Origin of the sequence: Butyricimonas paravirosa (assembly GCF_032878955.1) — a bacterium.
In the GTDB taxonomy this organism is placed as follows: domain Bacteria; phylum Bacteroidota; class Bacteroidia; order Bacteroidales; family Marinifilaceae; genus Butyricimonas; species Butyricimonas paravirosa.
In genome coordinates this window covers 1294675-1320224 of sequence record NZ_CP043839.1, presented here as the reverse complement: position 1 = coordinate 1320224, position 25550 = coordinate 1294675, and the positions used below count along the sequence as shown (strand labels likewise).

Here is a 25550-nt window from a genome sequence, read left to right as displayed (position 1 = left end):
TTTCTAATATCAGAGTTCGGATTATAAATTATAAGGAAATAAGGGAATCCAGTAACTCCGTTGTTCGAGGATCCGTAGGACGACTCATATCTGCTTCAATAATTTTCCCCTCCCGATCCAATAATATAAAGCGAGGGATACTGCGTACGACAAAAGATTCTATAAAAGAATTTCCCCTTCCTCCATATAATTGTATTCCTTGCAGTTGTTCTGTTTTCACGAGTTTTTCCCAAGCTTTTTTGTCTCGGTCTGTCGAGATACTGACGAAGGCAATATCTTTTCCTTCATATCTTTGTATAAGTTGTTCCAGATAGGGTTGTTCGGCACGGCATGGACGACACCAAGTTGCCCAAATGTCGATATAAACGTACTTCCCAGCTAGATCGGTTAAGTTGACCTCTTTTCCTTCAATATCCAGACAGTTAAATGTCGGAGAGGGTTGTCCTTTTACCAATTTTAGCCATTTCTGGCATAAATCGTCGAATTTCAGCTTTTTTCCCGATGCTTTAACATTATCGTGATAAAAATGAACAATCTCTTCCAAATGGTCAGTTCCATTTTTTTCCACATAACGAGTTGTTATTTTATCCATCAAGAAGTCCTTGATTATTTGATTTTTGACCTGTTTGTCTATATATTCCATTTGTTTTTTCAAGAACCTCCATTCATTCTGTTCTCGTAAGCCCTTTAAGCCGAAAGCTTGCACTAAATTTTGAAGAGCAGTTTGGTATTCGGGCATATCTATCAACTCTTCTTCTTCCGGAATCTGTTGGGATATATAGGTGTAAAATGCATCCGAGGCTTCATATTCCTGTTTTTGAAGTTGATATTTCTGATAAGAAGGATAACGAGGTAGATAAGCATATATCAGGTAATGAATTCTTTTCTTCTCTATAGCTGTGAAGGCAGAGTCGAAATGCATACTATCTAACATCTCCGATAATTTTGTTTCCCATGTTTTCAAACTTTGTATGATCCCAGCCTCATCCGTTTTATAATCGGGATAAAATTCACGTAAAGTTTTATTATTCAGGTATTCATTCTTGGGAGCTCCGCTTCCTGCGAATTTGACCTCCATTTCCCAGTTTTCAATTTTTAGAAAAATCTCAAGATTTTTGTTCGGTTCGATGTAAATAGGAACAGAAACCCCGTGATAACGGAAAATGGCATAATCAGCCTTTTGTTTAGGATCCAATGTTAAAGCGGCACCACAAGTTTTATCAAGATAGGCTGTATAAACAGAATCCCGGGTTATAACAGAAACTGCAGAATCATTTTCCATCAATCCTTTCACGTGCATACGTACATCGGTTACAGGTGCTTGATAGCACGCTGTAACCATTGTGAGTAATATGACATAAATATACCACTTGCTCATATCAATACGTATTCTGTTCTAATTCGGGGTTCAATTTCAGTTCTTCTGACGGAATAAGGAAAACAATCCGACGGGAAGAGAGAGGATCAATTTCATTGTACTGATGACCGATATAATCCGGATAAACAGTTGTTACCTCCTCCCGTGACAGCTTTATTCCATTACGCGTGTAGTCATAGAATACTTGCGCTTCAAATGCTAATTCTCGACGTCTTTCCATAAAAATGGAATCTTTCAGTTGTTGCCCTCCAATTCCACTTAATGTGGTTAAGCCCGAGCGTTCTCGAATCTGGTTGAGGTCTATCAAGGCTTTTCCATCTTCTCCTAATTTAGCATAAGCCTCGGCTCGGTTCAAAATGACTTCTCCTGTACGAATGAAAATTGTCGGACATTCAAAGTCCACGAATCCAGGAAATAATTCAAATTCCCCTCCATCATATTTTGTTGTGGTATATCTTCCTTGATGTCGGATAGAAGGGGTGGTAAAGTATTTCCATCGGAGATCTTTCTCTTTATCCATAATTTTCTCGTAATCTTTGGAGATAACTGCCGGACAGGGAAATTCCTCTTTAGAGTCGGTAAATCCTGACCATGAATAATAGGAATGAAGATAGCTGGGACTATCTGAGGGAAAGTTTGCAGGATTGAATGCAAAAAGTACTTCCGGGTTAGTTTTCGGATCTTTCAAGTATAAATCCTTATATTCCTCTCCCTTGAGAATGTCTATTACGTCATTCTGAATTTCAAATACTTTATCTGCGTAAGTAATAGCCAGCTTGTTATACTCTTCATTCGGAGTGTTGGGCAGGCCTCCCATGTAAAGGTATACCCGGGAAAGCATTCCATAAGCGGCAGCTCGGTTTGCAAATGATCGATCTATTTTTTCATCTGGTAAGTATGATGCAGCTTCTTTGAAATCTTGAATAATACGTTCATAACAATCTTTTACACTACTTCTGGGTAACAATCGGCCGCTTCCAGTCGTGTCCAAAGGTATGCCCGGATTTTTTTCAGGCTCGTTCCAATATGGTAGTCCGAAAGCATTGACCGCATGGAAAAAGAGCAGACCACGAATAAAGTAATTTTCACCTTTTAATTGTTTCAGTTCATCTAGGCGGGACTGTTCGGTCGGTTCGGTTTCTAACAATTTTATGGCTTCGATATTTTTAGATGCTCCTATAACAATCTGGTTCATTTTAATCCACATTGGCCAGGCAAAAGACTGTTCTTTTTGATCGCTGTATAAATAAAAATGTGCATCCGGAGCTCCCAAGGAAATATCCGAAGTACCTTCAAACGGTTCTGCGAAGACGACATTGTTTCCTCTAAATTCTCCTAGGGTATGATAAACGACTTCATAAATATAGTCGAAATTAAAGCCTCCGACTTTCCCATAAAATAAGGCATACAAACCGGATGTTGCATTTACTACATTCTCAAATTTTTTCAGATAGGTAGAGGCATCCGACATATTGTGAGGTCGCATTTCATCTAGACGGGCATCACAACCTAAGAAAATCAGAATCCAAATGAAGCTAATATATCTTTTCATAATCAGTTATTTAACCATTAAAAAGTAAAATTCAAACCAAAGGCATAACGACGGGGAGCTGGCCAGTCTCCCAGGTTCTCCGGATCAGCTCCGATAAAATTGCGAGAAGTGATCACGCCGACATTATCACAGGTAAAACTTAATGACAAGTGCTGAATCCGTATTTGGCGTAACCATTTCTCAGGAAAATTGTAAGACAAGCGGATCTTAGAAAATCGAACGTGTCCGGAATTGATATATCCAAAAGAAGTTGTGCCATAAAGATTTTGTGTATACGAAGGATCGCTATTGACCATAGGAATATCTGCATCATCTCCAGGTTTTTGCCATATTTTTAATCCCGATGGTATTTTGTACATATTGTTATACAGCCAAGCAGTTCCGTCCGTGTAACTTGTTTTGAGAGAACTATATGCCTTATAACCAAAACTATAAGTCATGTGTAGGTAAAGTTCAAAGTTTTTGTATTGGAACGTGTTGGTAAATCCTCCGTAGTAGGGAGCCCGTTTTAATCCAATGTTCTGATAACTTAGTTCTCCGTTTCCAGAAGTTGCGTTGGTCAAGGTGTTTACGTACTCGATTGTACCATCCTCGTTTACCCGTTCGTAAATTGGTTTCCCGGTTTCTTTATCCACGCCGTTCACCTTCACTTTTTTCAACATATCGATATTGTCGCCTTCATAAAAAGTACGGCCTTCTCCGTCTACAAAATATCCATCATATAATTTTGTCAATTCATTCTTGTTGTGACTGAAGGTGAAAGTGGTATACCAGTTGAAAGTAGGTGATTTTAGAGTATGAGTGTTTAAAGTCAGTTCCACACCTTGATTTAACATTTCTCCTACATTTTTGTATTGGGCTCCTACTCCGATTGCAGCAGCGGTTGCAACACTCATGATTAAGTCACTATTGCGGCGTCTGTAGTAATCAGCATTTAAACGAATTCGGTCATTTAAAAATCCCATATCCACTCCTAGGTTAAAAGTATAGGCGGTTTCCCAGGTTAATTGGTCGTTCCCCAACTGATTGATCACGGCAGGATAAGAAGAGGGGTATAAGGGATGTTCACGGTAATAATCTTCGTAATCTTTCCCGATAGCATATAGAGTGTAGTTCAAGTAATCTATACCGGCTTCTTTACCTGAAGTTCCGTAACTTAAGCGTAATTTAAGGAAAGATAAAGCCTTTTGTTTTTGCATAAATTTCTCCGAGGATACTAGCCAAGCACCACTTATAGAATAGAACTTCCCGTAACGGTTATCCTTTCCGAAATTGGTAGAGGCATCTGTACGGAAAGATACCGAAGCCATATATTTGCCTTTATAGTTATAATTGGCCTCAGCAAAGAGAGAAAAACTTCCCGATTCACTCTCACTTCCGTCCGGCACGTAAGAGGATTGAATCTTTTTTCCAACTTTTGAGAATCCTCCTACATTTCTTTCACCAACAACACTTTGGTCATACATGGATAGATTTGAACTACGGGAGTGGCGTTCGTAATACTCTTGTCCTAGAAGTCCCGATATGTTATGGTCATTAAAACGATATTCCATCCGGAGAATGTTAGAAGTTAGGAAACTATCGTCTCGGGCATCACTGATATCCAAAATTCCGTTACTGAAGTTATTGTTGCTGTAATTTCCGGAATAGGTTCTACTATCCTGATAATTATTGGTATTGGAATAAATCCGTGTATAGGTATTTACGGAAGTGAAACTCATCCAACTAAAAGGATGTAACGTTCCGCTAAAAGAGCCCATTAGGTTGTCATTGTGGCTGATACTGCTGTTATATTGATTATCCATGAGGGGATTCACGAGGTCAACATTATACATGGCAAACCTTCTCCATTGTGGGATGCTCTTTTTTAGCTTGCCATCTTCGTCGTAAGGAGAAAGCCAGGGATGGTAGTCTTCAAAAGAACCGCTATTAGGACTTTCATACTTGGAGAATGTTCCGCTCAGATTGATTCCTAGGGTTAAGAATGGAGTAACATCATAATCCATACGTAATTTTAAAAAATTGCGAGTCAGGTAATTATCGATTTTTGTTCCCTTTTCATCAAAATAATTATAGGATAAATAGTAACTAGCTCGTTCGCTTCCCCCGGAAATATTGACACCTATACTTTTGGTAATCCCGTGTTGATATTGTAGATCTCGCCAATCGGTTGTATGGGAAAGATCAAAATTCTGGGATAAAGAGCTTAGCGTGTCTCGGATAAATCCATCTCGATCGGGATATTTAGCTTGTAAACTATTATTCCCATTCCACCAGTTCGTTAGGCTCATTTTACCGTAATCAAGTAGCTCCTCTGAAGTCATATATCGTAATCCTCCGAAGTTCTGAACGCTGAGACCAAATTTCATATCTACAGAAGTTGTTTGTCTACTTTTCTGACCTTTTTTCGTGGTAATCACGATTACACCCATGGCAGCGCGTGATCCGTAAATTGCAGAAGATGCTGCGTCTTTTAATACCGTTATTTCTTCTATGTCATTGGCTGCTACGACCCCGTTGATGTTGGTAAAATCAGTAACGATCCCATCAATCACGATCAAAGGATACTGTTTACTATCATATAACGTACCGACACCTCTTAATAGTAAAGAGTTGTTTCGTGCCGGGTTCCCGTCACTACCTGAAATTTGTAAGCCCGTCGTGTGTCCTTTCAAGGCTGACAAGATATCTCCATTAACCATGTTTTGGGCAACTTCTTTTCCATGAAACTGTTGTGCGGCCCCGGTCAATTCATTTACTTTTCGGACAGAATAACCAGTTACAACTACTTCATCCATTTCTGTGATATCTTCTTCCATTGTCACGTTAATTTCAATTTGCCCCTTATAAGGGATTTCTTGAGTTTTCATCCCGACAAGTGAAAATACTAAGGTTTGGTTACCTTGTGGGATTTGGAGGCTATACGAACCATTCACATCAGTTGCAACCCCTAACGTGGTTCCTTTGAGTAAAACGGTAGTTCCGGGTAGAGGAGTGCCCGACTGATCTAGCACAACTCCCTTTACTGTTCTATCTTTCTTTGCCTCTGTTTGGGGAATAGATTTTAATACAATCAATATCCGCTGATCTTTGTACTCAAAATCATAATTACTGTTCTTGAAAAGAATCCGCAATGCTTCTTCTACCGGGACCCCGGAAACATCCAAAGAAAATTTCTGATTTTTATCAATCACGCCCTCTTGATAACCGAAGGAAATATTTGTTTGTTCATTCATTAACAACAGGATTTCATCTAAAGATACATCCCGGACATGAATAGTTACCACTTTATTTTCAATAGAGAGGCTTAAGATCGGCTGAGCCGGATCGATTGCAGCCGTTGTCTGAATCGGCAGTAAAATTACCGCCAAAAGGAAATAAATACACCAAGCATTTTTTGCTACATACTTTTTTTTCATAATTTTGTATAGCATTTGGTAATACAAATTAAGTTCAACTTATTCACACATTACTGAATCACTGCTTTCCGACAGATACTGACGCCAATCTGATTCTGCGGGAAAGTCTGAAAAGGGCATCCCTGGGATGCTCTTTTATTTACTACTCTGTTTTATATTCCATATCTCCGGTTTTAGTTATTTTTATGTTTGTAATTTTTGTGATAAATTTGAGGATGTCCTCTAATGAATTATCCTTGTTCGTAATTAAAGTCAGTTTCATATCTTTTACGTCTACTTGGATGTCTATCTGTACTCCGTACCATATTGACACTTCTGATAAAATCCGTTCTAGAGTTTGCCCTTTAAAAACAAACATATTTTCCATCCACATGATGTAATCCTTGGGATTAATCTCTTTCACTTGAGTCTTTCCGGTCTCTGGCTGACAAACGACTATTTGTGAAGGCTTAATTCTGATTTCTTCTTGGTTTTCTGCTTTAAATCCGATACTTCCTTTGACTAATACGACTTCAAGGTCACTGTTAGCTCTGGAACGTATATTAAATTGAGTTCCGTAGACGGTTACATTATTCTTTCCCAGTCGTACTAAAAAAGGTTTATCTGATTTTGCCACTTTAAAAAATGCTTCTCCAATTAGTTCAACCTCCCGTTTATCTCCTGTAAAACTTACTGGATATCGGAGTATACTCCCCGCATTTAGTATAACCTCTGATTGGTCACTAAGTTTTAGTGTGTAGGTATATTGTTTAGGAACAATTAGTTTGTTGTAGCGAAGAGTTCCGGATTGGCTCGTTACTGTATATTTTAGGGAATTTCCTTGCGATTTTTTAATTTCATAATCTTGGCTAACGATTGCTTGGGCATCATCTGCTAAAATCAAGGAACTGTCGTTCTCTAAAATCAAAGTTGGTTGGGTATATTGTTCTGTTATCGTCTGGCTATACCAATCATCATATTTTTCCACTTGTCGTTCAGATTGCGTCCAAAAGATAATGGCTATAATGGCAGCTACTGAAGCTGCGATATGATACCATATTCTGAATCTTTTTTGTTTCGGTTTTTCTTTTCTCATTTGTGCTAATAATAAAGCCAGATTTTCTTCTTTATTTTCTTGAGCCAAACGATTATAATATTCCCGGTGAATTTCAGAGGAAGTCAAACGATCAATTAATTCTCCAGAAAGATGATTCTCCTTTAAAAAAGTGTCGACCTCCTTATTTTCTTCCAAACTCAGATTATTATTATAGGTTGATAATAACTCATTCGTGAGATGATGAGCCCGATGATAATAATCTTCAAATTCCTTATCTTCCAATTTCATAGAATGTTCATTTTTTACCGATTTAATTTCCCTTCTCCGGGATGTTTAAATACTCGAAGAACTCTGAACTTGTTACTTCGGGATATTTATAAAGGAAACGCGTGACACGAAAAAATTTACTTCAAAATCGGATATTTTTTTTCTAAAAAAGAAAATATATAGAAAATGTAGCTGATTTTTAGTTGTTTGTGATGTGCAAATTCTTTTGTTTTTTTGCTATAATATATTCGTTTTTTCTATGCTAATAGGGATAAATAAGATAAAGAAACTATAACAACTTCTTTTTGTATTTGCAAGTTTCTGATTTTATGAATTAATTTGCTATTTAAAACAAGGTTCCCGTACTAATGAGGTGAGTATTTTTATCGGCAATATATTTAACAAGGATGATGATACCGGAAAAAGAGGAAACTATTTTGCTAAAAAATTTTAACCGTAGGATAGAGAAAGATTTCGGAAAAGTCTATTCTCTGTTCTATAATGATTTGTTTTATTTTACAGCAAAATTATATCAGCATACAGAAGTGGAACCCCGTGATGCCATTCACGATGTTTTTTTAAATTTGTGGCAATCACCTTCACTAAAATTTGAACGTTTAACCGATATAAAGGCTTATTTATATGTTTCTTTACGGAACCATTTTAAAAGTTATATCAGACATCATCAATGTGTCGAAAAGTATAAAGCTGGCCAGTTGTTGGATAAAGATTCATTTGAAGTAGATATTATTGAAAGTGAAACTCTTTCGACTTTTCATTATATCTTGGGATTATTGCCTGAAGAGAGTGCTGAGATTCTAAAACTATTTTTCGATGGTTGGAAAGTGGAGGAAATTGCTCAAAAATTAGGTAAAAATAAACAGACAATCTATAATAAAAAGTCGGAGGCTATCGCTTATCTTAAAAATAAACTTTCTAAAGATTCATTACTCCTTTTATTTATCTTGGTCAATTCCGAGCGGTTACAAAGGGAAAAATGGGGACAGAAAGATCTCTAATTGGGAGATTCTTGCTTTAGAAAATGAGTTATCCCTTTTTCTCCGTTAGGTATTTCCAAAAGCGGGCAGGGAGATTTTGACGATGTAGTTTAGGATTCAGGCGTTCTTTTATAGTAATTGCCTTGAAATAGGTCTGCCAGAGTTTTTGAAAAAGTTTTTCGTCTTGATCCATGATGCTTTCGTCGAGGAATCCGCTTTGAAGATGTCCTTCTTTTTGTTCAAAGTGTACTTCGGTGATGGTTGACAGATCGTGATAATAACCGTATTCCCGTTTGAGGTCATAGAGTAGCCATTTTTGATCGGCAAAACGATCTTGGAGATAGGGAATCACGAGCGAGATTACGTTATATAGCGGTTTCAATGCGGCAAAATAGGTGCCGTCGGCAGCTTTCTGAAAGCGCAGGAATTGCATGACCCGTAACCGTTCGTTGTTTACCTTTTTCCAGACTTTGGAAAGTTCCAGCACATCGGGATCCCCGAAATTGAGTTCGATGGAACGGGGTGCGTCGATGGCTTTGTGAATGTAACGGAATAGTACGAGGTCAATCTCCGGGAGTTCGGATAGCCAGCAGGTTGTAAGACTGGTAAGGGCCGAGGCGGATAGTTTCTTTTGAAGTCCTTTCCATACCCGGCTACTTCTTTCCTCATCCGTAACGACTGTGATGATTTCATCATAAAATAAAGGAGACGTGTCTTCTGCTGCTAGCAAAACATCGGGAAATCTTTTGATGCTATAAGCGTCAAAAATCGCTGTTAACAGTCCTTCAAAGGTTTTGTCGTACCGGAATATGAGCATATTAATTTTAGATTTATGATTTTAGATTTACGATTTCAAGTGCCATGAAGTCGAATTAATTCAATTAATAAACGAAGGGGATGATCAGTTGACCATCGTCGATACGGTTTGCTTTTCTTTGTGTCAGAATCCGCCTTACATTTTCGGGTTTTATTTCGTTAACGGTTCGGGTAGGCAGTTCATTGCACGTGATGAAATACTGGGCTTTTTTGAGAACGACACCGATTTGTTTCAAATGTGATGTCCCCAAGCGGGAATAGCGGCGGGCCGTGAGAATCATCTTGGCAGACTTCACCCCAAGTCCGGGGACACGTAATAACATTTCGTAATCCGCCCGGTTGATGTCCACGGGGAATGCCTCCGGGTGACGAAGAGCCCAAGCCAGTTTCGGGTCGATCTCTAGGTCTAGATCAGGATAGGAGTCATCCACGATTTCATCTACTTTGAAATTGTAAAATCGGAGTAACCAATCGGCTTGATACAATCGGTTTTCTCTTACAAGAGGTGGTTGCTTCAAGGCCGGCAGACGGTTGTCGTACCCGTTGACGGGGACGAATCCCGAATAATATACTCTTTTCATGCTTGGACGTTTGTAGAGTGCAGAGGTTAGGTGTAGAATGTCCTTATCCGAATCGGAAGTTGCTCCCACGATCATCTGTGTGCTTTGTCCCGCGGGGACAAAGCGGGGGGCATGGCGGTATTTCTTTCGTTCCTCGGCGCTTTGTAACATACCTTGTTGGATATAACGCATGGGGGTGAATACACTTTGAAAATCTTTTTCCGGGGCAAGAAGTTGCAGGCTTTGTTCGTTGGGGATTTCGATGTTTACACTCATACGATCCGCGTATAAACCAGCCTCGTTTACCAGTTCTTGGCTGGCCCCGGGAATACTTTTCAAATGGATGTATCCGTTAAAGCGGTACACTTGCCGCAAGTCCTTTACCACTTTCACCAAACGTTCCATCGTGTAGTCTGGATTGCGTACTACTCCCGAACTGAGGAAGAGTCCCTCGATGTAATTCCGGCGATAGAATTCTATCGTCAGGTTCACGAGTTCCGTGACGGAGAACGTGGCTCTCGGCAGGTCGTTGCTCCTGCGATTGATGCAATAGGCACAATCGTAGATACAGTTGTTCGTGAGCATGATTTTCAGTAGAGAGATACAGCGTCCGTCTTCTGCGAAACTATGACATATACCCCACCCTTCTGCGCTCCCGATCTGTCCTTTTTTGTGAGAACGGGAGGTCCCGCTAGATGCGCAGGATACATCGTATTTCGCTGATTCAGCGAGTATTTTTAGTTTATCGAGTACTCTTTCATCCATTGTGAACCGGGGTTATGTCTTCTTCACAAAGATAAGAATAAAAAACAGAAGGTAGTGTGTTTTACTCCTATATCGAAAGGGATTTTCAAGGGGAATTCCGGTATGTCTCGTAGGTAGGTCAACGATAGGTTAACGAAAGGTTAACGATAGGTCAACGATGTGGCGGGTTGATCTGCTTTTGATTTTTTCTTGAAATTTAGTTTATGTACTAGTGAGAGTACGACGAGACACCGTGGAGAATAATACGAGATACTATAGATTCAATGAGGGGGCTCAAAAGTTTTTGACACTCCCTCATTGGTTGCTATTTTTGTTAGGCTAACGTGATATTTTTATCCAGGTAAACGTCCTGGATAGCATTTAGTAATTCTACACCTTGGTTTATCGGTTTCTGGAAGGCTTTCCGTCCGCTGATAAGTCCCATTCCGCCGGCTCGTTTGTTGATTACGGCTGTTATGACAGCTTCTTTTAAATCGGACGCTCCTTTAGATTCACCCCCGGAGTTGATCAGGCCAATGCGTCCCATGTAGCTGTTGGCCACTTGGTAGCGGCAGAGGTCTATCGGGTGGGAGGACGTAAGTTCGGTATAAACTTTTTCATTCGTTTTTCCGAATTTAAGTTCGGTAAATCCCCCGTTAACCGTCGGGAGCTTTTGTTTTACGATGTCAGCTTGGATCGTTGCCCCTAGGTGATTGGCCTGTCCTGTCAAATCTGCTGCCGAGTGGTAATCTACTCCGTCTTTTTTGAAACTTCCGTTACGAAGGTAACACCAGAGGATGGTTGCCATACCTAGTTCATGTGCATGGGAAAATGCCTCTGATACTTCTAGTATTTGTCTGCGACTTTCCGGTGAGCCGAAGTAAATTGTGGCACCTACCGCAGCGGCTCCCATATTCCATGCCTCTTCCACCGTACCGTATAGTGTTTGGTCGTATTGAGTCGGGTAGGTTAGTAGTTCATTATGATTGATTTTCACTATGAACGGGATTTTGTGAGCGTATTTACGAGCCACGGCTCCGAGTACTCCGAATGTTGATGCCACGGCGTTACACCCGCCCTCGATAGCAAGTTTTATGATGTTTTCCGGATCAAAATAGAGAGGATTTGGGGCGAAAGACGCTCCTGCCGTGTGTTCAACTCCTTGATCCACGGGGAGAATGGACACGTAGCCGGTATTTGCTAAACGGCCGTGACTCAGGATGCTTTGCAGACTGTTCAGAGTACGGGTATTTCTATCGGATGATATCCAAATTTCATCAATAGTATTGGGTGACGGGATGTGAAGTAACGATTTATCAATGGTTTTACAGGTGTGGTTCAATAGGAAATCACTTTGATCTCCTAGGATTTCGATTATTTTGTTTGTACTCATATTAATTGATATTATATTATTTAGTTTCATACGTGAATAATTAGATTTTTGTTGTCTAAATGAGAAAAATTGTTTATTTTTACATTTATTATAACAATAATTGTGACTGCTGTGAGAATATGCTATATGATTTGGTGTTTTTTATGCGTGATTTCTTTGTCGGCCGAGGCTCAGAAGGGGAAATATTTTGAAAAAAATGTTCGTTTTCCGGAGAAGGTTACACTGGAGGAGAAAGTGGAGATGGCAGCAAGACTGGTCCCGACAAAGCAGCAATTAGCCTGGCAGCAGTTGGAATTGACAGCTTTCATCCATTTTGGAATAAACACGTTTACCGGGAAAGAACAAGGTGACGGCAAGGAGTTTCCGGTGATGTTCAATCCGGTAGCGCTGGATGCGGAGCAGTGGGTGAAGGCGTTAAAGGCGGGAGGCCTCAAGTCCGTCGTGCTGACCGCCAAACATCATGATGGTTTTTGTTTGTGGCCGACAAAAACGACTCGTCATGCTATCACGGCCTCTCCGTGGAAAAACGGGAAAGGCGATGTAGTTCGGGAATTGAAAAAAGCGTGTGACCGGAACGGGATGAGATTCGGAATTTATTTATCCCTTTTGGATCGGAACATTTCTTATTACGGGGACTCTCCCCGGTACAACGAGTTTTTCGTGAAACAACTGACGGAATTATTGACCGAGTACGGGAAAATAGATGAAATTTGGTTGGATGGGACTAGTGAGATAGGCATTGACGGGAAAAGACAGGAATATGACTGGGAATTGATATTGAAAACGATTCATAAGTTACAGCCTAACGCGGTTACGGCTTTTTATGGTGATGATATTCGTTGGATCGGGAATGAAAGTGCGAGAGGGCGTGGGGCCGAATGGAGTTCCGTTGCGTTGGTCCCGGGGTGTTATCCGGATGCGAAAAAGCGTAATGAAGAGATGCGTTTAAGCGTGTTTTCCCGGGATCTTGGGGGAAAAGAGATTATTGATCGTGCGACGGAATTGTTCTGGTATCCTTCGGAGGTGTCGGTCTCTATTCGTCCTAGCTGGTTTTATCACGAGAGGGAAGATTTGAAAGTGAAATCTTTGTCGGAATTGGTGAGGGTTTATTTCCAGTCCGTGGGATGTAATTCTTCTTTATTGCTGAATGTGTCACCAGATAAGCGGGGTGTGCTTTGCGAGACCGATGTCACTCGGTTAAAAGAATTCGGAGAGTATCTGGAAAAGATGTATGCGAAAGATTTTGTTTCCCGGTGGGCTCGGGCGTGGACAGCCCGGCAGGGGGAAAGTAAAGAATATACCTTGGGGAAGGGATGTACGATAAACACGATCTTGTTGCAGGAAGATATTAGCCGGGGACAGCGGGTGGAGTCGTTTACCGTGGAAGGGTTGGTGAATGGTACTTGGCAGGTGTTGGGAAAAGGGGGTACGATTGGTTATAAACGTTTGTTGCATATCCCGGATGTTGCCGTGGAGACTATTCGTGTCACGATTAATGACTGTCGTAAAGAGGCAAACATATCACGGGTGGGAGCGTTTCTGGCTCCTAAAATATAAACTTTTCTTTTTATTTTTCGTTTTAGCCATAGAGACTAAAAACAATATAAAATACAGGATCTATGGCTAAAAAAGTTGCAGAACAGTTGGTTGATATGCTGGTTGAGGCCGGTGTGAAAAGAATTTATGCCGTCACGGGCGATAGTTTGAATGAGATAAATGATGCCGTAAGGAAAAATGGTAAGATTCAGTGGGTTCACGTGCGCCACGAGGAAGTCGGAGCCTATGCGGCTGGGGCGGAGGCTCAATTACACGGGCAATTGGCTTGTTGTGCCGGAAGTAGTGGTCCGGGACACGTTCATTTGATTAACGGGCTATATGATGCGCATCGTTCGGGTGTCCCGGTGTTAGCGATTGCCTCCACGATGGCCACGAGTGAATTCGGGACTCGTTATTTTCAGGAAACGGACACGATGAAGTTGTTCGAAGATTGTAGTTATTATAACCAGGTGGCGACCACGCCCTGCCAGATGCCTCGTATGTTGCAGGCTGCCATGCAAGCGGCAATTTCCGGTTCGGGAGTAGCCGTGATCGGGGTTCCCGGGGACGTGACTGCTCGTGGGGCAGAGGAGATATTTTCTGCCGTTAAGACATTTCCGACACATCCTTCCATACGTCCCTCGGATGAAGAATTGGATGCGTTGGCTGATTTATTGAATGGGAAGGAAAAGATAACTTTGTTTTGTGGGATCGGGGCCAAGGATGCCCACGCCGAAGTGGTGGAATTGTCCGGGTTGCTGAATTCTCCCGTGGCATATTCTTTTAAGAGTAAGATGGAGATACAATATGATAATCCTAACGAGGTGGGAATGACCGGTTTGCTAGGGATGCCTTCCGGGTATGACAGTATGCACGAGGCGGAAGTGCTGGTGATGTTGGGAACAGATTTCCCGTATGCAGCCTTTATGCCGGAAAACAACACGATCGTGCAGGTGGATATTAAGCCGGAACGTTTAGGACGACGGGCCAAGGTGGCTATGGGGCTATGTGGGGATGTGAAGAGTACGTTACAGGCATTGTTGCCTCGTATCAAGCAAAAACAGACAGATGATTTTTTGCAGAAACAATTGAAAGGGTATGAACGGGTGAAGGAGAACTTGAATGCTTACGTGGAGGAGAAAGGACAAACAGATAAAATTCATCCGGAGTACGTGATGTCCGTCGTGGATCAATTGGCGTCGAAGGATGCGATTTTCACGGTTGATACGGGGATGACGTGTGTATGGGGAGCGCGCTATCTGCACGGGACGGGAGAGAGAAAAATGTTAGGCTCTTTTAATCATGGTTCAATGGCAAATGCTGTTCCGCAAGCGATCGGGGCCTCGCTGGCCTTTCCGGAGCGGCAAGTTTGGGCTTTGTGTGGGGATGGGGGAATCTCCATGTTACTGGGGGATCTTTCGACAATCGTGCAGTATAAATTACCCGTAAAAATTGTCGTGTTCAATAATCGTTCTTTGGGAATGGTGAAGTTGGAAATGGAGGTTGCCGGGTTACCGGATTGGCAGACGGATATGGACAATCCAGACTTTGCGCTTGTGGCAAAAGCGATGGGAATGGAGGGATTCACGGTGAACGATCCGGAGAAGGTACAAGCCGTGCTGGAACAGGCGATGAATATTGACGGGCCGGTACTTGTAAACGTGATGACAGATCCGAATGCTTTGGCCATGCCGCCTAAAGTGGAGTGGAGCCAGATGATGGGGTTTGCCCAATCCATGTATAAATTGATGATAAACGGACGGACGCGGGAGATACTGGATACGATCAGTTCTAATTTTAGACATATGAAGGAGGTTTTATAAATGAGAAAGATCGTATCTTTGTGACGGAAATTAAAAGTAATTATATGATAGATTTTAAACCGATCAGAATAGAGGATAAAGAGTTAATAACGACTTATTTTTTGGCATGTGGGAACCGGGATTGCAATCTTTCGTTTGTGAACTTGTACACGTGGCAGTTCTTGACCAATAGTCATTACGCTGTGGTCGATGACTGTCTCGTGGTGCGTTTTACATTGGATGAGGAAAGTGTCGTGTACACGATGCCCGTGGGAACCGGGGATGTGAAGAATGTGATCGAGTTGTTGAAACAGCAAGCCAAGACCGAAGGACACGTTTTACGTGTACATGGAGTTTTTCCGGAGTTGGAGGAATGGTTCAACCGGGAGTTTCCGGGAAGTTTTGATTATCGGTTGGATCGGGATTATTTTGATTATATTTATTCCCGTCAAGAGCTGGCTGAATTGAAAGGTAAAAATTTTCAGCCTAAACGGAATCACGTGAATAAGTTCAAACGCACCTATAATTACAAGTACACGCCATTAACAGTAGATTTGATCCCGCATTGTTTGGAACTAGAGGAAAAATGGTGTGAAGAGCATGATTGTGAGGAAGAGGAGAGTTTGATAAACGAGCGAAAAGCATTGAATATTGCGTTGCGAAATTTTGATGCTCTTGGTTTGGTTGGAGGAGCGCTCTGGGTGGATGATGAAATCGTCGGGTTCACGTATGGCGCCCCGGTAAATCATGATACCTTTGCCGTTCATATCGAGAAGGCTGATAGTCATATTGACGGTTCGTATAATATTTTGAATCAGGAGTTCGCACGGCATATCCCGGAACAATATGTTTATCTGAATCGGGAGGAAGATTTGGGAATTCCGGGATTGAGAAAGGCGAAACTATCTTATCGTCCGGTGATATTATTGGAGAAAGGGTATGCCGAATTAATTGAAAGTTGAAAATGAGAAAATCTCTCATTTCAAAGGTTGTTTAATTTAAATACGTGTATGATGAAACGGGAAGTCATGGAGTTATGGAGGGTGTGTTTTGATGATACGGAAGAGTTCATTCAATTCTATTTTGACAAAAAATACAAGGAGGAGAATGCTCTGGTGTATTGGGATGAACAAGGTGCGGCTATTGCTGCTTTACAAACTCCTCTTTACCCTATGACTTTTGGCGTGACACAAATTGTAACAGGGTATATTTCGGGGGCTTGTACTCATCCATTGGCCCGGGCCCGGGGCGTGATGACGAAGTTACTGCGGGAGGCTTTCTACGTGATGAGAGGAAGAAAGATTCCCGTGAGTACCCTGATTCCGGCCAGTGAATGGTTGTATGATTATTACGGAAAGATGGGGTATGCGACTGTTTTTGATTATACTCTGGAACATTACACGATTTTGGATAAACCGGTTGCGGATCATTTTCGGGTGGAAGCTATTCGGGAGGTGGGGTTGTTAACGGATGACTTGTTTAATTATTTTCAGTCAATGATGCGTTTACGTCCTTGTTGCGTGCAGCATGAACGGGAAGATTTTGAGGTGATCGTGGAAAGTTTGCGAATGGATGGAGGGGCGTTGATTGTCGTGTATAGCGATAAAAATATTGTTGGGATGGCTTTTGCCGAACCGAGAGGAAATCATGCTTTGGTACTGGATGGAATGTATGACTCCGAGGATGTCAAACGGGTGGCTTTGTGGGGAGTGATGAAATATCTGGATGCGGCGGAGATATATTGCCGTGTACTTCCTGCCGGAAAAGCGGATGAGCACCGGGGAATGGCACGTGTGTTGGACGTGGAACAAATGCTCCGTTTGTATGCCGTGAATAATCCGGAGCAGGATCTCGTGCTGAAAGTAACGGATGACTGGATTCCGGAAAACACGGGAATATACGTAATCGGGAAAGGAGATTGTGTTTGTGATAATGCAAAGCAGGTGGAGGCGGAGTTGTCCGTGCAGGAACTGACGCAATTGCTTTTAGGCTACCACCCGGAACATTTTCCCGAGTTGGAGCCTTATTTCAAAAAATGTAGTCCTTTCATAAGCTTGATGCTGGACTAGAATGGTCTTGATTTGTGCTTTGGAGGGGATTTAGTTTCCAAGAAATCCTCAATCTCTTTGGTGGAAAGTTTTTTCACGTTCGTGATGATGATGTTTTCGCTTAAAAAGTTCCCGTAAGTGTTACACTCGTCTATAATCGAATTGAAAATCTCTTTTAGGTTAGCCTCGATTGGTAACAGAAGGGTGAACGTGATGTATTTCTCGAATTGTTCGATTTGTTCGATCTCTCCTTGGCTTTTGCTAATGACCAATTCTGTCTCTTTTTGGGCAATATCCCACTGGAAAGGTTGTAGTGTAACCCCCTCGTTGGCAACATAAACACAAAAATAACGTAACAGCGTGTCGTGACCGCCTAGGCCGGTGGATACGAACACGGTCGATTCGTCCAGCAGGTTGGATTGAATCAGCATCCGGGATTGTTGCAAGGCTATGGTTGCCCACGGTTTGATCGGGGTATCTTGTTTCTGGAACGATTCAATGCTTCGGTATATAGAAATGTCATCGACCATGGACAATAGGATTAACAAAGTTTTTTTCTTTTCGGCATCAACGGCCTCGTCAAATAGATCTTGGACGTGTACTATCGCGTCTTCTCTCAACGCTTTGAAGTCACCACCTTTGATGAGATGCTCCAAAAGATCCATATACTGATGTTGTACTTCTACATCAATTTCTTCTTCTAGGATATTTAAGCGCGAACCCGCCCGTGATAGCAATTGATTCACGCTTTTCCATTTTTGCTCGTCCTGGTTTTCTATATCTTCTGTTTTCATGTTACAAAAGTAAACTATTTGTTGGTTATACGGAGTAAAAAAGAAAAGATTCGTTGTTTTTCTCTATAAATTTCGGAAGACACTTAGGCTGGAAAGTCTTTTATTAATAAATTTTATAATTATTAATGATGAAATTCTCGTTATTATTCTGTGTTTATTTAGAAAAAATAAAAATAAAGTTTTTACATTCGCGATACTAATTACAAGATGTTTATATGTTACTGTCAGAACTGAAAACCGGAGAAAGTGCCGTTATTACCAAGGTGAAAGGATATGGGGCCTTTCGGAAACGATTAAACGAGATGGGATTCGTGAGGGGAAAAGTGGTGAAGGCCGTGAAGAACGCCCCTTTGAATGATCCGATTGAATATGCAATTATGGGTTATGAAATCTCTTTAAGGAGGCAAGAAGCAGCGTTTATTGAAATCGTATCTCTTGAGGAGGCTACTAATATTGTCGGGGTGTCAGGGAGCGCCCGTGATGCGGAAGAAGCTTTCGCCAAGCACTGGGAAGGTCGAGATAAACATATACATGTTGCTTTTGTCGGTAACCCCAATGCGGGGAAAACAACACTGTTCAACTACATGAGTGGTTCTCAGGAACACGTGGGAAATTACGGTGGGGTTACGGTGGATGCGAAGAGTGCCACGTTTCGATTTGAAGGTTACGAGTTTAACGTGGTCGATTTACCGGGAACGTATTCCATTTCTGCTTACTCGAATGAAGAAAAGTATGTGCGGGAATATATTATGAATAACGCACCCGATGTGGTGATTAACGTGGTAGATGCGTCTAACTTGGAACGTAATCTCTATTTGTCCACGCAGTTGATTGACATGGACGTGAAGGGCGTGATCGCTTTGAATATGTATGATGAGCTGGAACGTTCCGGGGCAACTTTCAATTATCAGGAGATGGGACAGATGATCGGGATGCCGATGATGCCTACTGTCGGGTCAAAGGGGAAAGGAATTAAGGAGTTGTTACGGGAAGTTATCGAGGTGTACGAGGGAAGAAGTGAAACGGTACGCCATATCCATATAAACTACGGGAAAGAGATTGAGGACAGCATCGTGGCCATTCGAGCCGAGTTGAAAGATGAAAAAGATTTGATCTGTAATATGTCTCCCCGTTTCCTGTCTCTGATGTTATTGGAAGGGGATAAGGACGTGTTGGAATTCGTACAACGGGATCATTCACGGGAGAAATTATTGAAGGTCGTAAAAGAGGGAGTTGAACGGATTGAAACAACCTATGGAGAGAAAGTCGAGTCGGTTGTTACCGATACGAAGTACGGTTTTATTTCCGGGGCGTTAAAAGAAACGTACAAGGAAAGTCCCGTGAATCGAAGACGTAAAACGGAGTATATTGATGCTATTGTCACGCATAAATTGTTCGGATTCCCGATCTTCTTGTTATTCCTGTTCGTGACATTTTTTGCCACGTTTAGTTTGGGAAGTTATCCGATGGAATGGATTGAGACCGGAGTCGGGGCTTTAGGTGAATTTGTCGATAACCAGATGAGTGCGGGACCTTTAAAGGATTTATTAGTGGATGGTATCATTGGTGGAGTGGGGAGCGTGATCGTGTTTTTACCGAATATATTGATATTGTTCCTGTTTATTTCTTTCATGGAAGACACGGGGTACATGGCTCGTGCGGCATTTATCATGGATAAGTTGATGCATAAACTTGGCTTGCACGGGAAAAGTTTTATTCCGATGATCATGGGATTCGGGTGTAACGTGCCGGCGATCATGTCAACGCGTATGCTGGAGAACCGGAGTGACCGGATATTAACCATACTGATCAATCCTTTCATGTCTTGCAGTGCCCGCCTTCCGGTATACATCCTGTTGGTCGGGGCATTTTTCAAAGATTATGCGGCGTTAGTTCTTTTTGGAATATACTTGTTTGGAATTCTAGCTGCTATCGTGATGGCTAAGTTGTTTAAACGGGTACTTTTCCATAAACAGGAAGTGCCGTTCGTGATGGAGTTGCCCCCGTATCGAATGCCAACCTTGAGAACGACCGTACGGCATATGTGGAGTAAAGGCGAGCAATACCTGAAAAAAATGGGAGGTATTATTATGTTTGCCTCCATATTGATTTGGGCGTTGGGCTATTTTCCCGTGGACAAAGAGCTAGAGGCTCAGTATGATGAAAAGAAGGCCGAGGTAACAAGGGCTTACGAGGCAACGATCGCTTCCGGGATCGGAAACGTGGATATGTTGAAGGAAGAACGGGAAGCGAAATTAGAGAACTTGCATCGACAAGAGGTAAGTGAACGTCAGGAAAATTCTTATATCAGTCGATTAGGGCGAACGATGGAGCCTATTTGGACACCGCTTGGTTTTGACTGGAAAGCTGGCGTTAGCTTGTTGACCGGGGTTGCGGCAAAAGAAGTCGTGGTTAGCACGATGGCCGTTCTGTACCAGGGGGAAGAGGTTATGGAGGAAGATGACGGGTCGAATGCGACGTTGGAAATGCGTTTGCGGGAACATGGGTTTACTCCGGTTACTGCCATTATATTTGTGATCTTCGTGTTACTTTATTCACCTTGTTTTGCGGCTTTGATTGCTATCGGTAAAGAGATTGGAATGAAGTGGGCGTTTTTCGTGATGGGATACACGACGGTACTGGCTTGGGGCGTATGTTTCGTGATAAAACAGGTATTGGACTTGATTATTTAGGACGAGTCCCCGGTATCATGAATTATTAATCTAAAATTAGAGAATAGAAATGCAACTAATATTGACGTATATAATTGTGGCGATAGCACTTGTTTTTGCGGGAAGAGGTGCTTATCGTTTGTTTCGGAATGCAAAGAAGGGGAAAGGATGCAGTTGTAATTGCGGTTGCGGGGGAAAAGGAACGAATAAAAAAAGCTGCTTGTAAAAGCAGCTTTTTTTATATTAATGCTTGTGTCTGCGCTCGTCAGAAACAGTCAATTTTTTTCTTCCTTTAGCTCTTCTTCTAGCTAGAACTGCTCTACCGTTAGCGGTAGACATTCTTTCTCTGAAACCATGTTTGTTTCTTCTCTTTCTGTTGGATGGTTGAAATGTACGTTTCATTGCAATATTTCTTATGTTATTATTTTCTCACTTCGGACTGCAAAAGTAGGTATTTTTTTTATTGTGCCAAAGATTTTTGCAAAATTATCTCGATTCAAATGGTGTTTTATTCTAATTATTCGAATGATTTCTAAATTAATGGCGTATGTTTTAATTAAATGGTGTTTTCAGACAACAAAGTTAATATATCCCCGTATATTTCTTCAAGTAGATACGAAAAAAAGAGCTCTAATATTTGTTTTACTGAAATAGATGATTAACTTTAAGCCAATTATACGAAGAGACCTATGAGACAGTTAAAAATTAGCAAACAAATCACTGGCAGGGATTCGTTCTCGATAGAGAAATACTTGCAGGAGATTGGGAAAATCGACGTGTTGACGCCGGATGAGGAGGTTGCTTTAGCCAAGAAAATCCGATCGGGAGACCGAGCGGCACGGGAGTTATTGGTGAAGAGTAACCTACGTTTCGTGGTTTCCGTGGCCAAGCAATACCAGAATAACGGTTTGAGTTTGGGGGATTTGATCAACGAGGGCAATCTGGGATTAATAAAAGCTGCTGAGTGCTTTGACGAAACGAAAGGATTCAAGTTTATTTCTTATGCCGTATGGTGGATTCGGCAATCGATTTTACAGGCAATCGCAGAAAATTCGCGTTTAGTTCGGTTACCATTGAACAAAATTAGTAGTATTAACAAAGTGAATAAGTTCTTTTTCCGCTTGGAACAAGAGTTTCAACGGGAACCCACGGCAGAAGAAATCGCCTTGAAAATGGATGTTCCCGCGAAGGAGGTTAAAGATAGCTTGCGGATTGCCAATCGTCCGTTATCCATGGATGCGCCTTTGTCGGCAGACGAGGATTCCTCCAACTTGTATGACGTGATGATTACCGGGGATAATGCCATATCGGATGCCGAACGGGAGATGAATGCCGATTCATTGCGGACGGAAATAGATCGTTATTTGACGATTCTGGATGAACGCGATGCTTTAATCTTGCGGATGTATTACGGCTTGGGTGGTTATACAGCCATGTCGTTGGAAGAAATTGGCGATCGGGTAGGTCTGACAAGCGAACGAGTACGCCAAATTAAATCCAAGGCTATCAAGAAACTGAAAAACTCGTGCCGTAGTAAACGGTTGAAGACGTATTTATAAGAGGTAGGTAAATTTTCCTTTTTGTAGAAAGTTCTTTACTCCACAAATTTCATGTTTAATTTATGGAGGGATTGGGGGTGTTTGATAAATTTAGACTTTCTATCTTTTCTTCTGATAATACATTTCATGTAAAATTTTTTGTGTTAGAGGGAATTGTGAGATGGGTAGTATTCTTTTAGATTGTTTGTATCTGTATTTTATGTACTTACAGTCTGCAACTAAAATATGCTTATAAAGTTAGTTTTTTCAACTAAATTGCTATATTTGTTCCCCGTTTTAGCGGGGGTGTTTTGAGTGATCGGAAACGTTTGAGGAACGGGTCTTTTCAGTCATAAATATTTGGCTCCCAGGAGCGTTAGAAGGAGAGGGGAATTATTATTATGAACACATTAATAAACGAGAACCTTATGGGGAACTATGAATTAAACAAAAATCTGGCACAAATGCTAAAAGGTGGGGTTATTATGGATGTAACCAATGTTGAACAGGCAAAGATCGCTGAAGCTGCCGGGGCATGTGCTGTAATGGCATTGGAAAGAGTGCCGTCTGATATTCGTAAAGATGGTGGCGTGGCTAGAATGTCTGATCCTCAGATGATCAAGGCTATAAAGAATGCCGTGTCTATTCCTGTAATGGCAAAAGTGAGAATTGGTCACTTCGTGGAAGCACAAATTTTGGAGGCCATTGGCATTGATTATATTGACGAAAGTGAAGTTTTAACGCCGGCAGATGATTTGTATCATGTTGACAAGACTGCGTTTAAAGTACCGTTCGTTTGCGGATGCCGTAATTTGGGTGAGGCTTTAAGACGTATTGGTGAAGGTGCTTCTATGATTCGTACGAAAGGAGAAGCCGGAACCGGAAACGTGGTAGAGGCTGTAAGACATATGCGTCAGTTGAACAATGATATTCATCAGGTACAAGTGGCTCCGGTAGAGGCTTTGATGACGATTGCCAAAGAGATGGGAGCCCCTTATGATTTAGTAAAATTCGTGCATGAGAATGGTAAATTGCCGGTAGTAAACTTTGCAGCCGGTGGTATTGCTACTCCGGCTGATGCAGCTTTAATGATGCAGTTGGGTTGCGAGGGAGTATTTGTGGGTTCTGGAATCTTCAAGTCAGGTGATCCTGCCAAGAGAGCGAGAGCTATCGTTTTAGCTACGACTTATTATAACGATCCGGTTAAATTGGCTGAATTGTCAGAGAACTTGGGAGAGGCTATGTCCGGATTGGAAATTAGCAAATTGGAAAACAAATACGCTGAAAGAGGCTGGTAAGAATAGTTTATAAAGTTCATAAGGTTTGTAAGGTTCATAAGGTAACTTGCTTTATAGATTTTATGAACTTTATGAACCTTATATTTTTTGTCATGAAGAAGATTGGAATTTTAGGTTTTCAAGGGGCGATTATTGAACATGAACGCCAGATTAAGGCTATTGGTCATGAACCCGTGATCGTGAAATACCCGGAGCAGTTGGAAGAGATTGATGGAATCATTCTACCAGGAGGGGAGAGTACCACTATGGGAAAGATTCTTAATCGGACCGGACTTATGGAGCCTTTACGCGGGAAAATCCAGAGTGGGCTGCCGGTATGGGGAACTTGTGCGGGAATGATCTTGCTGGCCAAAGAACTCGTGAACGATTCAGTGACTCATTTGGGCGTGATGGATATTGCCGTTCGGCGTAATGCTTACGGGAGCCAGATCGATAGTTTTGCCACGAAAAAGGTGATCCCTGCGGTAGATTCGAAAGAAATTGAGTTGGTGTTTATTCGAGCCCCTTATATCACGAGCGTGAAGGATGGGGTAAAAATTCTGTGTGAGCTTGATGGGCATATCGTTGCAGCGGAAGAAAAGAATATGTTGGTAACATCTTTCCATCCGGAGCTTACAGATAATACGGCATTCTTGAAATACTTTGTATCTAAGATTTAAAAAGGCTGTTTTTAAAACAGCCTTTTTTCTTATAGATTTGCGTTTAATTCTTCTACGCTGAGAGTTGCTGTTCCGATTTTCTGAACAACAATTCCGGCTGCCACGTTTGCGATGCGCATGGCTTCCGTGATTTCCTGACCTTGGGTTAAGGCTAGTGAAAGGGCCGCTACAACCGTGTCTCCGGCTCCACTTACATCAAATACTTCTTGAGAATGTGTGGGGAGATGCAAAATATTTTGATCGGAAATCAAGCTCATCCCTTGTTCGCTCCGGGTGACAAGTAATGCTGATAAACCGTAGTGATGAACGATTTCCAAGGCTGCCACGGCAATATCCTGGTCGTTATTTTTCACCGGGTGGCCAATGATGTCACTTAATTCTTTTACATTAGGAGTAATCAAGTCGGCCCCTGCATATTTCTTCCAGTTTTGCCCTTTCGGGTCCACGATAACACGGGTTCCATGTGATTTTGCCGTTTTTATCAAAAACGAACATAATTCTTCCGAGATCATGCCTTTTCCATAATCAGAAATAACAAGGGTAGGGAACTCTTGGAAGAGTGAGGCAAGATGGATTTGAAAATCTTCTCTTGCTTTTTCAGAAAGTTCCAAATGTTGCTCGTAGTCTATACGGACAATCTGTTGTCTTCCACCGATGATGCGCGCTTTCGTGATCGTGGGTTGCTCGGTTTTGACAAAATCGGTTTTGATCCCTTTCCGGTGAGCCATGCGTTCAATCTCTTTCCCGAAAAAGTCATAGCCGATAGCCCCGCATAACGTGGCCTGCCCACCAAGACTTGTGATGTTGTTGGCCACGTTCGAGGCCCCGCCTAAGCGGGATTCCTCGGTCACGATATTTACTATCGGAACTGGAGCTTCCGGGGAAATACGTTCCACCTTTCCGAAATAGTATTTGTCAAGCATCACGTCCCCGACGATCAATATCTTGCAACTATTAAAGTTTAAATCCATCTATTCATTTTAGATTTTAGATTTATGATTTTAGATTCCCTCCAACAAAACTACGCTTTTTCTTTTCGT

General features: G+C 41.7%; 20 protein-coding genes. 10 read left to right on the top strand and 10 right to left on the bottom strand.

Translation table 11 applies throughout. The annotated features are described in order from the left end of the window. Window positions 1–28 precede the first annotated feature (28 nt). The 4 genes from F1644_RS05620 to F1644_RS05605 all read right to left on the bottom strand — a co-directional run bounded on the left by F1644_RS05620 (window position 29) and on the right by F1644_RS05605 (window position 7673). The gene (locus F1644_RS05620) at window positions 29–1342 is read right to left on the bottom strand and encodes a TlpA family protein disulfide reductase (RefSeq protein ID WP_158571899.1); all 1314 of its coding nucleotides are present in this window, start codon (window positions 1340–1342) and stop codon (window positions 29–31) included. A 37-nt stretch (window positions 1343–1379) separates the two neighbouring features. After that, window positions 1380–2930: a RagB/SusD family nutrient uptake outer membrane protein gene (locus tag F1644_RS05615; protein WP_118304743.1), complete on the bottom strand. Its 1551-nt coding sequence runs from the start codon at window positions 2928–2930 to the stop codon at window positions 1380–1382. Between the two features lie 17 nt (window positions 2931–2947). Next, on the bottom strand, window positions 2948–6349 hold the full coding sequence (locus tag F1644_RS05610; RefSeq protein WP_158571898.1) for a SusC/RagA family TonB-linked outer membrane protein: 3402 nt from the start codon (window positions 6347–6349) through the stop codon (window positions 2948–2950). Window positions 6350–6491: 142 nt separating this feature from the next. After that, complete coding sequence (locus F1644_RS05605; RefSeq protein ID WP_087421256.1) at window positions 6492–7673, bottom strand: FecR family protein; 1182 nt, start codon at window positions 7671–7673, stop codon at window positions 6492–6494. Between the two features lie 386 nt (window positions 7674–8059). Between F1644_RS05605 and F1644_RS05600 the strand changes: the two genes are divergently transcribed. Continuing rightward, window positions 8060–8671 carry an RNA polymerase sigma factor gene (locus F1644_RS05600; RefSeq protein WP_087421257.1) on the top strand — a complete coding sequence of 204 codons (612 nt, stop codon included), beginning with the start codon at window positions 8060–8062 and terminating at the stop codon, window positions 8669–8671. A 28-nt stretch (window positions 8672–8699) separates the two neighbouring features. Here F1644_RS05600 and F1644_RS05595 read toward each other — a convergent pair whose 3' ends face one another. From F1644_RS05595 to F1644_RS05585, 3 genes are all read right to left on the bottom strand, one after another. Further along, window positions 8700–9467: a TIGR03915 family putative DNA repair protein gene (locus tag F1644_RS05595; protein WP_118304741.1), complete on the bottom strand. Its 768-nt coding sequence runs from the start codon at window positions 9465–9467 to the stop codon at window positions 8700–8702. A gap of 64 nt (window positions 9468–9531) precedes the next feature. Beyond that, on the bottom strand, window positions 9532–10791 hold the full coding sequence (locus tag F1644_RS05590) for a putative DNA modification/repair radical SAM protein (RefSeq protein WP_118304740.1): 1260 nt from the start codon (window positions 10789–10791) through the stop codon (window positions 9532–9534). 313 nt (window positions 10792–11104) lie between these two features. Beyond that, window positions 11105–12163, bottom strand: a complete 1059-nt coding sequence (locus tag F1644_RS05585) for a class I fructose-bisphosphate aldolase (RefSeq protein ID WP_118304739.1) — start codon at window positions 12161–12163, stop codon at window positions 11105–11107. A 126-nt stretch (window positions 12164–12289) separates the two neighbouring features. On the opposite strand from F1644_RS05585, the gene F1644_RS05580 reads away from it, so the two are divergent. From F1644_RS05580 to F1644_RS05565, 4 genes are all read left to right on the top strand, one after another. After that, window positions 12290–13720 carry an alpha-L-fucosidase gene (locus tag F1644_RS05580; protein ID WP_087421261.1) on the top strand — a complete coding sequence of 477 codons (1431 nt, stop codon included), beginning with the start codon at window positions 12290–12292 and terminating at the stop codon, window positions 13718–13720. A 62-nt stretch (window positions 13721–13782) separates the two neighbouring features. Beyond that, complete coding sequence (locus tag F1644_RS05575; RefSeq protein ID WP_118304738.1) at window positions 13783–15522, top strand: thiamine pyrophosphate-dependent enzyme; 1740 nt, start codon at window positions 13783–13785, stop codon at window positions 15520–15522. 44 nt (window positions 15523–15566) lie between these two features. After that, complete coding sequence (locus tag F1644_RS05570; RefSeq protein WP_087421263.1) at window positions 15567–16463, top strand: DUF2156 domain-containing protein; 897 nt, start codon at window positions 15567–15569, stop codon at window positions 16461–16463. A gap of 48 nt (window positions 16464–16511) precedes the next feature. Then, on the top strand, window positions 16512–17570 hold the full coding sequence (locus F1644_RS05565; protein WP_118304737.1) for a GNAT family N-acetyltransferase: 1059 nt from the start codon (window positions 16512–16514) through the stop codon (window positions 17568–17570). Here F1644_RS05565 and F1644_RS05560 read toward each other — a convergent pair. Then, window positions 17567–18343, bottom strand: a complete 777-nt coding sequence (locus tag F1644_RS05560; protein ID WP_087421265.1) for a hypothetical protein — start codon at window positions 18341–18343, stop codon at window positions 17567–17569. The genes F1644_RS05565 and F1644_RS05560 overlap by 4 nt on opposite strands. A gap of 215 nt (window positions 18344–18558) precedes the next feature. On the opposite strand from F1644_RS05560, the gene feoB reads away from it, so the two are divergent. Both feoB and F1644_RS05550 read left to right on the top strand, forming a co-directional pair. Further along, entirely contained in the window at window positions 18559–21036 is a 2478-nt protein-coding gene (gene feoB / locus F1644_RS05555; protein ID WP_118304736.1) for a ferrous iron transport protein B, read from the top strand. 49 nt (window positions 21037–21085) lie between these two features. Then, window positions 21086–21241, top strand: a complete 156-nt coding sequence (locus tag F1644_RS05550) for a FeoB-associated Cys-rich membrane protein (RefSeq protein ID WP_087421267.1) — start codon at window positions 21086–21088, stop codon at window positions 21239–21241. Window positions 21242–21258: 17 nt separating this feature from the next. Here the strand turns inward: F1644_RS05550 and rpmH are convergent, their stop codons facing one another. Then, a complete protein-coding gene (gene rpmH / locus F1644_RS05545; RefSeq protein WP_071595963.1) occupies window positions 21259–21417 on the bottom strand; it encodes a 50S ribosomal protein L34 in 159 nt (52 codons plus the stop codon). Window positions 21418–21704: 287 nt separating this feature from the next. Between rpmH and F1644_RS05540 the strand changes: the two genes are divergently transcribed. The 3 genes from F1644_RS05540 to pdxT all read left to right on the top strand — a co-directional run bounded on the left by F1644_RS05540 (window position 21705) and on the right by pdxT (window position 24510). Continuing rightward, window positions 21705–22574 (top strand): sigma-70 family RNA polymerase sigma factor, encoded by an 870-nt coding sequence (locus tag F1644_RS05540; RefSeq protein WP_118304735.1) that lies wholly within the window; start codon window positions 21705–21707, stop codon window positions 22572–22574. A gap of 407 nt (window positions 22575–22981) precedes the next feature. After that, complete coding sequence (gene pdxS / locus F1644_RS05535; RefSeq protein WP_027201445.1) at window positions 22982–23851, top strand: pyridoxal 5'-phosphate synthase lyase subunit PdxS; 870 nt, start codon at window positions 22982–22984, stop codon at window positions 23849–23851. 92 nt (window positions 23852–23943) lie between these two features. Beyond that, a complete protein-coding gene (pdxT, locus tag F1644_RS05530; RefSeq protein ID WP_164719626.1) occupies window positions 23944–24510 on the top strand; it encodes a pyridoxal 5'-phosphate synthase glutaminase subunit PdxT in 567 nt (188 codons plus the stop codon). Window positions 24511–24539: 29 nt separating this feature from the next. Here the strand turns inward: pdxT and rfaE1 are convergent, their stop codons facing one another. Next, window positions 24540–25481 (bottom strand): D-glycero-beta-D-manno-heptose-7-phosphate kinase, encoded by a 942-nt coding sequence (gene rfaE1, locus F1644_RS05525; RefSeq protein WP_118304734.1) that lies wholly within the window; start codon window positions 25479–25481, stop codon window positions 24540–24542. Between the last annotated feature and the right edge of the window lie 69 nt (window positions 25482–25550).

What these genes read in the sequence shown, in the direction of transcription:
- F1644_RS05620 (WP_158571899.1), bottom strand. Translation starts at nt 1,342, where the DNA reads ATGGTTACAGCGTGCTATCAAGCACCTGTAACCGATGTACGTATGCAC.
- F1644_RS05615 (WP_118304743.1), bottom strand. Translation starts at nt 2,930, where the DNA reads ATGAAAAGATATATTAGCTTCATTTGGATTCTGATTTTCTTAGGTTGT.
- F1644_RS05610 (WP_158571898.1), bottom strand. Translation starts at nt 6,349, where the DNA reads ATGAAAAAAAAGTATGTAGCAAAAAATGCTTGGTGTATTTATTTCCTT.
- F1644_RS05605 (WP_087421256.1), bottom strand. Translation starts at nt 7,673, where the DNA reads ATGAAATTGGAAGATAAGGAATTTGAAGATTATTATCATCGGGCTCAT.
- F1644_RS05600 (WP_087421257.1), top strand. Translation starts at nt 8,060, where the DNA reads ATGATGATACCGGAAAAAGAGGAAACTATTTTGCTAAAAAATTTTAAC.
- F1644_RS05595 (WP_118304741.1), bottom strand. Translation starts at nt 9,467, where the DNA reads ATGCTCATATTCCGGTACGACAAAACCTTTGAAGGACTGTTAACAGCG.
- F1644_RS05590 (WP_118304740.1), bottom strand. Translation starts at nt 10,791, where the DNA reads ATGGATGAAAGAGTACTCGATAAACTAAAAATACTCGCTGAATCAGCG.
- F1644_RS05585 (WP_118304739.1), bottom strand. Translation starts at nt 12,163, where the DNA reads ATGAGTACAAACAAAATAATCGAAATCCTAGGAGATCAAAGTGATTTC.
- F1644_RS05580 (WP_087421261.1), top strand. Translation starts at nt 12,290, where the DNA reads ATGATTTGGTGTTTTTTATGCGTGATTTCTTTGTCGGCCGAGGCTCAG.
- F1644_RS05575 (WP_118304738.1), top strand. Translation starts at nt 13,783, where the DNA reads ATGGCTAAAAAAGTTGCAGAACAGTTGGTTGATATGCTGGTTGAGGCC.
- F1644_RS05570 (WP_087421263.1), top strand. Translation starts at nt 15,567, where the DNA reads ATGATAGATTTTAAACCGATCAGAATAGAGGATAAAGAGTTAATAACG.
- F1644_RS05565 (WP_118304737.1), top strand. Translation starts at nt 16,512, where the DNA reads ATGATGAAACGGGAAGTCATGGAGTTATGGAGGGTGTGTTTTGATGAT.
- F1644_RS05560 (WP_087421265.1), bottom strand. Translation starts at nt 18,343, where the DNA reads ATGAAAACAGAAGATATAGAAAACCAGGACGAGCAAAAATGGAAAAGC.
- feoB (WP_118304736.1), top strand. Translation starts at nt 18,559, where the DNA reads ATGTTACTGTCAGAACTGAAAACCGGAGAAAGTGCCGTTATTACCAAG.
- F1644_RS05550 (WP_087421267.1), top strand. Translation starts at nt 21,086, where the DNA reads ATGCAACTAATATTGACGTATATAATTGTGGCGATAGCACTTGTTTTT.
- rpmH (WP_071595963.1), bottom strand. Translation starts at nt 21,417, where the DNA reads ATGAAACGTACATTTCAACCATCCAACAGAAAGAGAAGAAACAAACAT.
- F1644_RS05540 (WP_118304735.1), top strand. Translation starts at nt 21,705, where the DNA reads ATGAGACAGTTAAAAATTAGCAAACAAATCACTGGCAGGGATTCGTTC.
- pdxS (WP_027201445.1), top strand. Translation starts at nt 22,982, where the DNA reads ATGGGGAACTATGAATTAAACAAAAATCTGGCACAAATGCTAAAAGGT.
- pdxT (WP_164719626.1), top strand. Translation starts at nt 23,944, where the DNA reads ATGAAGAAGATTGGAATTTTAGGTTTTCAAGGGGCGATTATTGAACAT.
- rfaE1 (WP_118304734.1), bottom strand. Translation starts at nt 25,481, where the DNA reads ATGGATTTAAACTTTAATAGTTGCAAGATATTGATCGTCGGGGACGTG.